Source organism: Mycoplasmopsis ciconiae, from assembly GCF_036350065.1.
Classification (GTDB): Bacteria; Bacillota_I; Bacilli_A; order Mycoplasmatales; family Metamycoplasmataceae; genus Mycoplasmopsis; species Mycoplasmopsis ciconiae.
This window is the reverse complement of the sequence record NZ_JAZDWZ010000008.1, coordinates 37,006-52,109: the sequence shown is the minus strand read 5'-3', so window position 1 is coordinate 52,109 and position 15,104 is coordinate 37,006. Positions and strand designations below refer to the sequence as shown.

General features: G+C 27.5%; 7 protein-coding genes. 5 read left to right on the top strand and 2 right to left on the bottom strand.

What is annotated here, in order from left to right:
• Positions 1–168: 168 nt before the first annotated feature.
• The gene (locus V2E24_RS02895) at positions 169–7,413 is read right to left on the bottom strand and encodes a hypothetical protein (protein ID WP_330500924.1); all 7,245 of its coding nucleotides are present in this window, start codon (positions 7,411–7,413) and stop codon (positions 169–171) included.
• A gap of 345 nt (positions 7,414–7,758) precedes the next feature.
• Positions 7,759–8,385: a uracil phosphoribosyltransferase gene (upp, locus tag V2E24_RS02890; RefSeq protein WP_330500923.1), complete on the bottom strand. Its 627-nt coding sequence runs from the start codon at positions 8,383–8,385 to the stop codon at positions 7,759–7,761.
• Positions 8,386–8,485: 100 nt separating this feature from the next.
• Here upp and nadE point away from each other — a divergent pair, with 100 nt between their 5' ends.
• The 5 genes from nadE to V2E24_RS02865 all read left to right on the top strand — a co-directional run bounded on the left by nadE (position 8,486) and on the right by V2E24_RS02865 (position 15,098).
• A complete protein-coding gene (gene nadE, locus V2E24_RS02885) occupies positions 8,486–9,280 on the top strand; it encodes an NAD(+) synthase (RefSeq protein ID WP_330500922.1) in 795 nt (264 codons plus the stop codon).
• Between the two features lie 17 nt (positions 9,281–9,297).
• Positions 9,298–10,032, top strand: a complete 735-nt coding sequence (locus V2E24_RS02880) for a YebC/PmpR family DNA-binding transcriptional regulator (protein WP_330500921.1) — start codon at positions 9,298–9,300, stop codon at positions 10,030–10,032.
• 3 nt (positions 10,033–10,035) lie between these two features.
• Positions 10,036–11,049 carry a ZIP family metal transporter gene (locus V2E24_RS02875; protein ID WP_330500920.1) on the top strand — a complete coding sequence of 338 codons (1,014 nt, stop codon included), beginning with the start codon at positions 10,036–10,038 and terminating at the stop codon, positions 11,047–11,049.
• Positions 11,050–11,218: 169 nt separating this feature from the next.
• Positions 11,219–13,165 carry a transketolase gene (locus V2E24_RS02870; protein ID WP_330500919.1) on the top strand — a complete coding sequence of 649 codons (1,947 nt, stop codon included), beginning with the start codon at positions 11,219–11,221 and terminating at the stop codon, positions 13,163–13,165.
• A 145-nt stretch (positions 13,166–13,310) separates the two neighbouring features.
• Positions 13,311–15,098 carry an ABC transporter ATP-binding protein gene (locus V2E24_RS02865; RefSeq protein ID WP_330500918.1) on the top strand — a complete coding sequence of 596 codons (1,788 nt, stop codon included), beginning with the start codon at positions 13,311–13,313 and terminating at the stop codon, positions 15,096–15,098.
• Positions 15,099–15,104 lie beyond the last annotated feature (6 nt).

Below are 15,104 nucleotides of genomic sequence, written 5' to 3'. Positions count from 1 at the left end.
GTCAACACACTAAAAAACACAGCCACATTTAATTATTTATGTGCTGTGTTTTTTTATAACTATTTTGGTGATAATATTTGATAAATACTAATGTCTTAGTTTTAAAATATTCAACAAAATCAAAGTTTCAATGTGTTATAAACTTTCTAAACTATAAAACAAGGGTAATTAAAAGTTTTTATAATTTACACGTTCTAAAAATAATTTAGCCTGTGAAAAAGCAGCTTCATAGTTCGGTTTCTGTGAATTAACTAATGAATCTAATTCTTGAATTTTTCTTAACGCTTCATTTTGTAATGATTTATCATTTCATTTTTCAACATAAGCATATTCTAATATTCTGTCTCTGGCTACTTTGAATTTATTTTTATAATTTCATTTAAATTCATTATATGTATATAAAGTACCTTTTTGATCATTATCTCTGTTTCAATCACGACCATTTTCGTTTATTTTGACCGCTTTTGAGTATTGTCTTTGACCTCTTGTTAAATAATCATTAGCTACATTGTCTGGTGACTGTGGATTTTGTAACCACTGGATCGAATATTTAGAATTATTAGGAATTTTTAGTTTGTCGTTTATACCTACTAAAATTTTATATATTTCTATGATATCTCTAATATTTTCTGGATCACTAAAATCACTTAATTGATCAGGTATTATTTTTCAATCATTTCTAGATTGTCATCCATTTATATTAAAGTGATAAAAATTCTTGTTGACAAAGTCGACAGATTTTTCAAGTGTAATTATTGTTGAATATAAATCTTCATTTTTTTCTCTTTGAGATTTGGAACTTGTTTTTATCTGTTCATAAAAACTTTGAGTCTGTTTTATAACATTTTCAACATACTGTTTATTAGCTCTGTCATCAGCAGTATATTTGCTATTAACCCTATCTGCCGCTTCTTTTTTTAGGTCGTTATAATAAGCTTCTAAGATAAGCCCCATTCTTTTAGGATCTCTGCTTTTATCATATCTATACCTTGATTTAAAAGTGTTTTGGGTTATATTATTAATAACTTTATCGAATCTAGCTTTGGCATATGAAATAGTTTTCAATAACTGAATCTTATCATTTTCGTTGTCGATTTTTTTCATTCATTCATTTGTGTATTCATTAATAGAATTTATTATATCCACAACTTTTTCTGTATATTCGTAAGATTTTAAAATTGTTGGTATAAATCCATCAACAACAAAGAAAAATAAAACTGCTTGACTACTTTTTGAACCCTCCTCGCTTGCATAATAACCTTGGTATAAGTCAGCGGTGTCGATATTATAATTAATACCCAATAAATCACCAATTCCGTGAGCTTCTCACAAAATAGCGTCTGGTTTGGGGACTATAAGTATTCTTTTACCTACTTCTTTAGGGTAGAGACCATAATATCCATAGGCAAAGTTAGAATCATAATAACGCTTTCTAAATTTTTTAAAAACTGTAGTAGAAGTTTTGTCTCAATCTTGTATGTGATTTGTGCTAGTTCCAAAATTTTGAAGTAATACATTTTGGTAATTTAAAGTAGTTTCTGTAGATTTTAAAAATAACCTTGCTACCGTGTCATCCGGATTTACTTTTAATCTGTTTTTGTATTTTTCTCTATATTCACTCATTTTTTGGCGTAATAAATTTTGATAATATGTCATTACATTTCTGACTATTCCTGCGTCAAAACTGGGATGTGCATATAGTGCAGAATATTCATCTGATAATTTTTGAGATGATTGAGAAGCTTGTTTTGAGCTACTATCAATTTGTAATAAAACGTCATTATTTAGTGCGTTTAGGATTAGTTGTTGTTTTTTAATTGTGTTTTGTTGTAGCTTTTTCTTAGATTCTTCTATTTGTCTTTTAATATTTTCTATGTCTACGCCAGGTTCATTTTGTTTTTCTAATAGTTCTTGTAATTTGTTTAAGTATTCTAGTTCGTCTCCACCATTAAATAAAAAATCTTTTTGATTTTCAGAGAATGAATTGGACTCTTTAGAAATTTCATTTTTAATAATTTCTGGTTTGGCCTTATCGAAATTAATTGTGAATAAACCACTTAATGTACTTTGTGCTTGTTCTATTTGCTGTGGCGTGCTATTTACATTTTGATAAACGCTGTCAGCTTGATTTTTTGCTGCTTTTATAGCGTTTATTTCACTAGCGATAGAAGCAACATTTTCATATAATTTAATAAAGTTCTCTGCATCTTTAATAGTTACTAATAATGGCTTTTTAAGTTCTTGAATTTGTGAATCTATTGAATTCTTTAAGCTTTTAGAACTCTCTAATGATTGTTTTAATTTCTGTGTAAGCAAAATTATTTGATCAATATTTTTACCTACTTGATTTTTTGTTGTTGTTGAATTTTGAACAACTAAATTTAATTGATCTTTAATTGTTCTATAGTTTGGATTGTTACCTAAAGTGTTTGTTAAATATGTTTGAACCAATGATAAGGCACTATTATAATCGGAATTAACATTAGCTAAGTCACGTTCATTTTTAAGAGCATAGACTTTGTTAATTAATTCTTTAGCTTTTACGATAGCGTTTGTGTAACTTTGAGAATTAATTAAAGCTTGGTTGGTAAAAGTTGAATTGTATAAATTATCAATATCACTATAAATTTGACGCTTGTCAGCTTCATATATATTTGAAGCTAATTTTGAATTAGCTGTTTCTTTTGCTTTAGTGATTAATTTATTAAATTCGTCTCTTAATTGTCTAATATCCCTTATTGTTACATTTTCTAGTTGATTGTATCTTAAAATCATATCTTTGACAAGCGGATTTAGACTAGAATCATTAGAATCAAAATTGTGATTTAATAAAGAATCAATATATTGATTATATTTATTAATTTCTTTAGTTTGATTAGCATCAGCATTATTATTTGCAATTTTAGAGTTATTAATTAAGTTGCTAATTTTATCTCTCATCAGCTGTTGAGCTTTTTGATAGTAAGATACAACATTTTCAATATTAGTTTGTAACTGCGAAAGTGTATTTTGATATGAATCATTTTCTAGTGTTTTGGCTGTATTTAACCCACTTCTAGCAGAAGTAAGAGTTTGTTTTATTTGGTTGTATTGTTCACTAACAAAAGAAGTGTTGTTACCATTTGAAGAAATTGCTAATTGATATTTTTCATATTGGTTGATTTTACTCATTAAAGAATCATAAGCTTGATTCAATCTAATTCTTACACTTTTAGTTGATTCATATTCGTTGATGACTTTTTGAACTTCATCCACTAACGCTTGCGCTTTTTGAGGTGTCACTGGAGTTGTTAGAGATTTATTAATTTTTGTTAATTTATCTGTATAAATGTTTATATAAGGTGAAGAATTATCGTTAATTCGATCTTCTTTTAATTTATTTCTTAATAAATTATCTTTATTTAAATAATTATCTATTTGTTGTTTAATTGGTTCGAAAGTATTTTTTAAAACAGCTATTGAGTTAATAATTTGATTAACACTAGGTTGATAATTATCTGTATTTTGTTTTAGCTCGCTCACTTTTTGATTTAGTTGTGCTTCAACAAATGAATTAAAAGTCTTTGTTACAAAATTATCTTGTGTTTGTTGGTTGTTATATTTTAGTTCATTTATTTTATTTGAAAGAACTAAAAAAGATCTATTTTGTAAGTTTTTATATAAATTAGGAAAGTCACTTTTAACTTTCACTAATCTCTGTTCGTATCTTTGTTGATTATTTTGAGGGTTTTGATTCTCATTTTCAAAAGGCATTTTATTAGAACTTAATAAATCTTTTAAAACGTTTTGTGCCTCATTAAATTGTGGATTATCAAATTTAACTGATGCGTTTGCGTTGTAAATTTGTTCAAAATCACTAATTAAATTTAATAAATCTTGCTTTTTGTCAAGCATTTGGGTAATATTATACTTATTTTGCAGTGTTAAAATTGATTCTTCTACCTGCGCAAAACTTGGTGATGGGTTTTGTTTTTCTGCTACCCTAGCTGTAGAGTTTATTATTTCGTCTAAACTTCTAGCATAAACAGCGTGAGCTTCACCTTTTTTCTTCATAGTTTCAGCTAATTTTACTGATTTTGCTTTTAAATCCACATACGCACGTTGTGAGTCTCTTACATTGTTGTCTGAATTACGTTTTTGTGTTTTGGCTCTTTCTATAGCATTAGATATATTTTGATTTTTTAATAAAACACTATTTATCTGATCATTCGAACTAAAGGTATTATTGGTTATTTGTTGATTTAATTCATCAATAATATTTTTGTGTGAATTCTCGTTTAAATTAGTTCTAATATATTCATTAGCTTCAGCAATTAAGTCAATATTATCTTGTCTTACTCTAGATTTTTCCTTAAATTCATCTCTTAAAGCTCTAAGTGAATTAACCAAATTACTGTAATTGTTAGCTTGTGCTGGATTTGATAACTGATTTAAAATATTTTGTAATTTGTTATCAAACTGAGGTTCAATTTCTAAATAGTTATCATTTTTTAGTTTATTAACTTCAGCTAATCAACTATCAAAAATTTGCTTTTCGTTTTTTGTGTTAGCTATTTTATTATTAAATTCACTAACTAAGTTTTTTATTTGTGAGTAACTAATATCGAGTAAATTATTAATTTCTTTTTCTCTTAACAAATTATCTTTTGATAAATCTATAAAAGCATTTCATTTATTTGATTCATCACTATTATCATGTATTTTAGTTTGTGATATATGTGAATTAAAATTTGCTATTGCACTTTCTTTAGCTTTTGTGTATTGTTGTTGATTTGTTAATTTTAACTCATCTAACAATTTATTAATTTGTGAAACGAAATCCGCTTGTGAACGATCTAGTTGTGAACTTTTTTGTGATATTTCGTTTGCTTTTTGAAGAATTATTTGAGAATTAACATTTTCAGGATCGTTAATATCATTAACATATTGTTGAGATCTGTCAATTTCTTGATTTAATTGTTTTAAAGTATTTCTTAAATTGAAAGTATCGATTTCAATTTTTAATTTTTTAGCTTGTTCAAAATAACTTTGCGAATCTAATTGTAATAAAGGCGTTTCGTTTTGTATTTTTAAAACAAACTCTTTAAGTGTTTTATCATCGTGTTGTGTTGATAAAGAATCAGCTAAAGCTAAATTTTTATCGTAATAATTCTTAGCCTCATCAAATAATAAAACGTTAATTTCATTTTTTGCATCGAGATAATTTTGTTTGTTTTTATCTGTTTTATTGAGTCTTTGGTCAATTTCGTTTATTTTTTGTTTTATTGATTCTATTTTATTTGAATCATCTAGTAATTGAACATTTGACAATGAATTTTTCTTAATTTCTAAATATTCTCTAATTGGTAAATAAACAGAAAGAATATATTCATTTAAAGAATTAATCTCTTTGATAGCCTCAGCCACAACAGATATTTCTTCTGTTCCTTTTACTTTTGTTGTTAAGGAGTTAATTTTATTTTCTAAAGTAGAATTAAGTTCTTTTAGATCTGAAATATTTTCCTCAGCTCATGTTTTTAATTGATTTTTTCTTGTTTCAAAAAGTTGCTTATCATTCAGTAAGGTTTTAATTTTTTGGTCTAGGTTAAAGATTAATTCGTTTATTTGCTCAATAGCTTCATTAATTTCGTTAATATCTGAATCTTCGCTAATAGTTTCAATAAACGAATCTCTTTGAAATGCAGCTTGAGAAGTTGAGGTAGGATAGTTAGATTGATTATCTGAAATAATTGAATTCAACTTTTGAACTTGTTGATTTAAAAATTCTAATGCCTTGAGTCTTTGAGATAAATCATTTTCATAATTAACACGTCACTCTTCTAAATCATTAGCTTTTGATTTTATAACTTCTAAATTATCAGACTCTAAAAATGGTGTATATTCTTTAATTTTATTGTCCGCATCTTGTTGAACTGTAAAATTATCTGGATATTTATTTTTAAGCTCTTTAACTTTATTAATAACTCTTTCTAAAATAACTCTATTTTGTAAATTATTATCTTCTATATCTTTATATAAAGATAGTATTTCGTCTAAATTACTTGCAGCCAATAAGTAAGCTTGCTTAGTTTGCTGCTCTTGTGTGTATGCGTCATTTTTATCAAGTTCGTTGGCAATAATTATTTTTGTTTCGTTTCTGTTTTGTGTTAAGGAATTGTAAAAATCTAAAAGATTCTCTTTAGAATTTTCATATTGTTTTTGAGCTTCTAAAAGTTCTTTTGTCTCTTGTTTTAAGCTAGAAAAGTAATTATCAATTGATTTGTTTTTTTCTACTAATTGTTCATAAGATAATAAAAATAAATTATTTTCATCCAATTGCTTTAATTCGGTATTTTTTAGTTGTTTATACTTATTTAAATTTTCAGATAAGCTACTTATATAGGTTGTTATTTGTTCGATTAACGAGTCAATATTTTGTCTTTGAACATCTATTTTTGCCTTGTGTTCAGTCAAATCTAAAAGTAATGTATTTAACTTAAGTGTAGCGTCATTTAAAGCCTTTTCTCTTGATTTATTAGTTATAAGTGTTGTTATTTTATTTAATTCTTCATTAGCGAATACAATAAAATTTGGATAGTGATTCTGATCTAAAGAGTTAATAAAATCAACCAAGTTAGATAAAGCTAAATCATATTTTTGTTTTGCGCTTAAGTGCTTTGTTGAAGAGTATAACGCATCTTCTAAAATATTAGAAATTTGGTTTTTGAGTTGTACTAAAGTATCAGGAGTAACAACATCAGCCCCCAATATTCTTTTAGTGGTTTGAGTGATTTGATTATTTACTTTTTGCTGCTCTTCATCATTAAGTTGCTGTTTAATTTGTGCTTGAATTTGTTCTTTAAAAGCATCAAATTCTTTTTTAGCATTCTCGTTTTCTTTATTATATGTATTAATTTGTTGTGTTAAATTATCTAAATCTTCACTTGAATTTTTATATTTTTTTCAATCTCACTCTTGTTTGATAGCTTGTTCGTAGTCATTTATTTTTTCATTAGCATCGTTTTTTTGTTTTATTGTCAAAAAGATACTTTCATTTAAAGCTTGTTTAGCTTGTATTAAACTATTTGTAAAGTTTTGAGATCACTCACTTGTTAGTGATTGATATTTACGATCAACATCTTCAATAGATAATTTAATATTATTAACTAAATCTAATAAATTAGGAGTATTAACAGAAGCTTTTTTGGCTTCATCTGTATCTTTAGCTAAATTTTGATATTCTAAAGTTTCTGCCGGTACTCTTAATTCATTTAAATATTGTTCACCTTCTCTTTGATATGCTTGTAAAATTTTTAACAAATCAGCTGAATTATTTGCTGTTTTTGTTGTTAATAAAACCGGAACCATGGCGATGTTTGCTGTGGCAGCAACCGCAGCTGTAACAACTAATCCATTTCTTAGTTTTTTGTTCATAATCACCTCGCTTTGAACTTATAAATTTGCATAGTAAGCCTATCTTATATATATCAATGTTTAAATTTTATAAAATTGTATTTTTTTGTGTTCCTGTAACGTTTTTGTATTATTTTGTTTTAAATTTTTATTTTTTGGTAATTTACACAAAATAAAAATTTACTTTTTTTACTTTTTTATAGTGTTTTTGGGCTAAATAAAAAATTAATTGAAAATTTTATAAGCTTTTTAATACGTTTCACAAAGTTTATTTTTTATACGAAATAAATTTTTTTAAAAATAAAAAATCACAAAAATTAAAAAAACACGACTTTTGATCGTGTTTATTAAGCTTTTTTGCGAATGCTATTTTGTACCAAAAATTCTATCACCAGCATCCCCTAAACCTGGTTCAATATATTTGTTTGAATTAAGTTTTGAATCTAAAGAAGCAAGAAAAATTGGAAAATCATTGCCAAAGTTATTTAAAACGTTATTAACACCTTCATTAACACCTACTAAACAAATTAATTTTATGTTGTTAAATCCGTCTTTTTTAAGTCTGTTTATTGCGTCTACAGCACTATTGCCAGTGGCTAACATCGGATCAACCACTAAAACGAGTGAATCTTTTGAGATTTGCGGCATTTTATAAAAATATTCATGAACTTGTTTAGTTTCCTCATCACGGTATAAACCAATATGTCCAACTCTAGCTTCTGGAACCAAATTTAATATTCCGTCAATCATTCCTAATCCAGCACGTAAAATTGGAACTAAAATAATTTCTTTATCAAAATCGTAACCTTGATATTCTTTTTGTAATGGTGTGATTACTTCAGCGTTTTTAGGTTGATAATCTCTTAATATTTCATAAACCATTAATGAAGCAATTTCGTTTAAATTACTTCTAAATGTTTTATGATTTGCATCTTTATCACGCATGTTTGTTAGTTTAATTTTTATTAATGGGTGATCAATAACTTTTAGCATAATTCTCCTTTATTTAGGTCAAAAAAATAATAACATATAAATTTTAATTTTTTGAATTAAATTTTAAATATTACAAAAACATAATATAATTTGACTAATTATGAAAATATCACAATATAATGGTAAAAAAATATCTTTTAACAAAGAAAATGCACTTAAATATATCGACACATTAGTGGAGTTTTTGCAAACATCAGTAAAGCGCGCAAAAGCTAAAGGATTAATTGTAGGTATTAGCGGAGGAATCGACTCAGCTTTAGTTGTGGCTTTAGCCAAAAAAGCCTTCCCCACAAGTACTTACGGAGTAATTATGCCTATTAATAATATGGATTTTGATATGCCACATATTAAAAAATTAGAACAAAATTTAGGCATGAATTTTCTTGAAGTTAATCTAGAAAAAGTAAAAAAAGAATTTGATAATGTTTTAAATTTAACTAATAATTTAGCAATAGCAAACATTATGCCTCGCTTAAGAATGACTACTTTATATGCATTAGCGCAAGAAAATAATTTATTGGTTGCGGGAACTGATAATTTAGATGAATATTACATCGGTTACTTCACTAAACACGGAGATGGTGGTGTTGATTTATTACCTATTAGTCACTTAACAAAATCAGAAGTTAGATACTTAGCAAGTTTATTAAATGTACCTGAAGAAATAATTCTTAAAAAACCTAGTGCTGGTTTATGAGAAGGTCAAAGTGACGAAGATGAGTTGGGAATAACATACAACGATATTGATTTTTACTTATCTCACCTTGATAACAAAGAAGAAATTTCAAAAAACTTAAATTCAGATATAATTGAAAGAATTCAAAAATTACATACAAATTCACAGCATAAAAGAGATGGAGCTTATCGCCCTTTAAGCCCACAAGAAATTAAATAATTAATAAGGAGAATACAATGGCAGGACATTCACACGCGGCCAATATCGCTCACCGTAAAGGTGCACAAGATGCAGCTAGAGGTAAAATTTTTCAAAAATTATCTAAAGAAATTTTTGTTGCTGCTTCTTCAGCAGCAGGAGCTGATCCAGAAACTAACCCAGCCTTAAAATTAGCTATTTCAAAAGCAAAGGCTAAAAACATGCCTAAAGATAACATCGAAAGAGCTATCGCTAAAGCAAAAGGTGATAAAAACGCAGCAGCATATACAGAAATTATGTTTAATGCTACAGTTCCTGGAGGTGTTACTTTTATCGTTAACACTTTAAGTGATAATGTTAATCGTGTAACTTCAAATATTCAAGCTTACTTTAACAAACAAAATGGTTCACTAGGAAAAACAGGTCAAATTCCATATACATTTGATAAGTTAGGAATTATTGAATTTAAAAAAGATTTAATTGACGAAGAAACTTTAACAATGGCGATTTTAGAATTACCAGTTGAAAATTTAGAAACAAATGATCAAACATATGTGGTTGTTACTTTACCTGAGAACTTTACCGAAGTTAAAACTTTAATTGAAGATGGTTTAAATATTAATGAATTTATTCAAAACGAAGTTACTTATGTTCCTAATACTTATGTGGAATTAGATAAAGAAAAACAACAAAAACTTTTAGACTTTGTTGCTAAATTAGAGGATGATGACGATGTTCAAAGTGTATATCACAACATCGAAATTAACGAATAATACATGCAACAACTTATAAATAATTTTTCGATTCAAATTGGGATGAATGCCGCAAGAGCATTATTTGTATTTGTAGTTTTATTCATTTTATTAATAATCCCTATTTGCATAGCAATCATTTTACCTTTATTTAAAGATCGACTTACACCTAAATTAAAAGTTTACTTATACGCCTTTATTACAGGGTTTTTCATCGTTATGTCGCTTTTTGGATTTATGCGTGACGCTATTGAAAAAAGTTCGTTATTTGCCTTGCAAGTAGATGCAAACAACAAAAACATAACATATTTATATAACGTGATATTAGTTTTTGGTGGAGCGTTGGTTGGAATAATTTTTTCTTTTGTTGTTAAGTATGTTATTAGCTACAAATTAAACAAAAAACTAATGTCAATAAAGGGAAATAAAATAAATGCTTTTGTTCATGTTCATGATCATGATCAAAACAACATTCACAACCATGAACATCCTGATTACATTTTCAACAGAGATGACACAATTTCGGTTGCTGAGGACGCTATTAGCGAAAAAATCGCAGGTAAATTCAAAGTTATTGCTTTAGTTTTACTTTTAACACATAGAATTCCAGAAGGATTTATTTTAGGATATTTAATAAATCAATACATAAATAACGAAAATAGTTCATTGACTATTGCGTTTATGATTTCACTTGTGTTACATTTAATTCCTGAAGAAATTTTATTTTATTATCGCCTAAGAGATGCGGGTTATTCTAAATCTAAATCAATTTTAATTTCAGTTTCAGCTTTATGCTTATTCTTGCCATTTATGTTAATGGGCGCATATTTTGCTGATGCTATATCTAATTTAGATTGATTATTTGCCTTTCTTTTGGCTGCTATTGGTGGTATTTTCTTATTTACCAGTTTAGTCGAATTTTTCCCAGAATTTTATCACACACACTTTGACAAAAAAACTTGATTAAAAGTGATAATAATACTTTTATGTGGGGTTTTATTTGCGATATTTATTTTGAGTTTTCACTCACATCATTAAAAAGTTAGTTTTGCCTAACTTTTTTTATTTTTTAAACAATATAAGCATTCTTGATTTTTGAAAAAATTGAGGTTAATCTTGCTGGTAATTGTGGCAAAAAACACCATTTATTATTTTTTTAGTTTTAATAATTTATAATATTTATACATTTAATTTTTAAGAGGTATAAATGAATAAACTAGAAAAAAAATTAGTTTCTTCAATGCAAGCAATTGCGTTAGATTCTATTAATAAAGCTGGTCAAGGGCACATAGGAATGGCTATTGGTGCTGCCCCAATTACATGCACATTATTTACAAAATTTTTAACAATTAACGCGCAAGATCCAAAATGAATTAACCGTGATAGATTTGTTTTAAGTGCTGGACACGGATCTATGTCTATTTACTCAATTATGCATTTCATGGGTCTTTTATCAAAAGAAGATATGCAAGAACACAAACACTTGCACTCAAAAACTCCTTCTCACCCTGAAATTGACGCTAATGACTATATTGACGCTACAACAGGACCTTTAGGTCAAGGGATAGCTATGGCTGTAGGTATGGCTTTAAGTCAAAAATACTTACAAAGTCAATACAACAAAGAAAATTACAAAGTTTTTGATCACGATATTTACGCTTTACATGGTGATGGATGTATTCAAGAAGGTGTTGCCTTAGAAGCTATTCAACTTGCTGGAACATTAAAATTAGATCGTTTAATTTTAATTCATGACTATAACAATGTACAAATTGATTCAACTAGTGATGAAGTTAATGGCATTGATTTATTAAAATATTTTGAGGCTCAAAACTTTAGCGTTTTCACAGCTGATGTTAATGATTACGAATCAATCGAAAAAGCTATTGAATTAGCTAAAAAATCAAACTTACCTTCATATATCCAAGTAAAATCTATTATTGCTGCTAACACACCAGTTGCTAACCAACCTAAAGGTCACAATGGGACTTTAAAACCTGAAGCTACTATTGAATTTAAACAAAAAATCGGATTGCAAAATACAGTTGCTTTTGAATATGATCAAGACGTATATGACTACGCTCAAGAATCATGAGGACCAAAACAACAAAAATATGATGAATGAATGCAAATGTATGCAAAATATAAAAAACAATATCCAAATGAAGCTGCAACATTAGAAAAAATTACATCAAATCAACAAACATTCGATTTATCTAAAGTGGAATTTACTGAAACAAATGTTGCTACACGTAACTACATCGGTACAATTATGCAATACATCGACGCGCACTATCCAGGTGTTGTAGGTGGAAGTGCTGATTTATATGGCGCTACAAAGGTTGGGTTTGCAAAACAAATTAGTAAAAACGAAGGTGCTAACATTCGTTATGGAATTAGAGAATTTGCAATGGCTGCGATAAACAACGGAATTAATTTAGATTCACATTTAAAAACAATCGATAGTACTTTCTTGGCCTTTAGTGATTATATGAAAGCCGGAATTAGATTAGGGGCTTTAATGGAAATCCCTGCAATTCACGTCTTTACACACGATTCATACCAAGTTGGAGGAGATGGACCAACACACCAACCATTTGATCAAATTCCAATGCTTAGAGCTATGGCTAATGTTGAAGTTATTCGTCCATGTGATGAATCTGAAATGTTAGGGGCTTTCCAAAGGGCATTAGATTCAAAAACAAAACAAATGGCTATTATCGGATGTAGACAAAACTTAAAATCTCTTAATTTATTACCAAAAGCACAATTGCCAGCAGCTTATGTAGTAAAAAATCAAATTAATTATGATTTATCAATTTTAGCTAGCGGTAGTGAAGTTCAATTAGCAATTGAAACAGCTAAGATTTTAGAAGAAAAATACAGCATTAAAGCTCAAGTAATTTCAGTTCCTGTTTTACAAGAGTTAGTTGTTAATGATAAATTAGCTCAAAGCTTAGGTTTACACTTAAAACCAATTTACGCAATAGAAGCAACAAGCGATTCAATGTGATTCCGTTTAGCTAAGTTCAATAAATTTGATGCATTTTTAGCACAGGGTTACGGATGAAGTGAAGATGGTCAAAAAGTTTATGAACTTAAAGGTTTTGAACCTAATAAATTAAGCGAAAAAATTAGCGAATTTTTAAAGTAAGATAAAACTAAAACTCCTTGCACAAAGGAGTTTTTACAATATTTAAATAAATTGGGATCAAATTCATAAAAAATTTATGTTTTTTACTTTATTTAAGTGATAAAAATACAATAGTGTAAAATTTAAAATATACAAAAGGGGTGATATGTTTAAGATGTTTATGATGCTTCCTTGAAAAGTAAAAACCTCATTACTTCTTGGAGTATTTTTTATTTTAATTAACGTTTTGATTCAATTAACTATACCTATTTTTATTTCACAGTTTATCAAAATGATGACTGTAACATCTGAAAATAGCGAGACAAAAATTGTATTATTTAACACATTTACAGTATTAGAAGGTTCTACAGATGTTGTTTATAAACAATTACTTGTTTTATTAATAATCTTGATAATTAGTGCAGTTACCACAAGTATGGCCTCTGTTGTGGCCACAACTCACGGTTCAGAAAACTGTAGTGAATTTTTTAGAAATAAGTTTTTCTCAAAAGTTCAAAAACTTAGTTTAAGAGACATTAGTAAAATAACTGTCGAAAGTTTAATGACAAGAGTATCAAATGATATTGCTCAATACTGAGAATTTTTGGTTTTAGCTACAAGTTCGTTAGTTAGAGCTCCCTTGTTAATTGTTGGAGGTATTGTTTTTGCTTTACTTACAGATTTAACTTTAAGTACTTCAATTATCATTATCTTGCCACTTATGGTTATTGTGACCATTGCTATTTTGCACATGAGTAAACCACTTATGTACAAAAATCAAGTAATTTTGGACCAAATCACAAAAGAAGTTGATGAAAATATCTTAGGGGCTAGAATAATTAAAGCTTACAATTTACAAGAAATTCAACATAAAAAGTTTTTAGAAGTAAACCAAAAATGAATTAATAATCAGAAAAAAATTAATAATATCTTTTCTTTTGGTGATCCTTTTTTCTTTGCGCTAATAAACTTGGCTGTTGTTGTGGTTTATGGTATTAGTGGACATGCTTTAAGTAATAATTCACTAACTGCTGAAGACTTAGCTAATATTAATATTTTTATTGATTACGCTTTTCAAATTTCTTTTGGTGTTTTAATTTTTAGTCAGTTTTTAATCGTTGCTTTTAGAGCTAAAGTTTCAAGTAAAAGAATTTTAGAAGTGATTGAATATCCAGTTGAAGAGTTTGAGAATAAAAATGGTATTTATTTTGATTCTAACGACAAATTTTCTATTGAGTTTAAAGATTTCAATTTTAAATATTTTGAAAATAGCAAAGAATATGTTTTAAAAGATATTAACTTTAAAGTGGAACCTAATAGTGTTTTAGGAATTATAGGCCCTACAGGAAGCGGAAAAAGCACAATCGCCAATTTATTAATGAGTAATTACGAATATAAAGAAGGTTCAATTAAAATAGCTAACAAAGAAGTTAAAGAAATAAACACAGTAAATTTAAGAGATAATGTTAATATTGTCTATCAAGAAGCCTTACTTTATTCAGGAACAGTTAAAAGTAATATTATGTTTTCTAAACCAAATGCTACCGAAGAAGAATTTCAAAAAGCTGTAAAAAATAGTGCAGCTAGCGACATAATAAATACTTTCACTGAAAGAGAAAATAGAAAAGTTGAACAAAGAGGAAAAAACTTCAGCGGTGGTCAAAAACAAAGAATTTCAATCGCTAGAACACTTTTGATGGATCCTAAAGTTTTAATTTTAGATGATTCAACAAGTGCTTTAGATGAAATAACAGCTAAAAAAATAGTTCAAAATATAAAAAATAATTATTCGTGTACAACAATCATAATAAGCCAAAAAATTAGTTCAATAAAAAACGCAGACAAAATAATTATTATGGACAAAGGGCAAATAGCTTCAATAGGTACTCACCAAGAGTTGCTAGAAAGTAATATCTGATACAAAGAGCTTAATAAAAACCAATTAGAACAGTAACCAAAG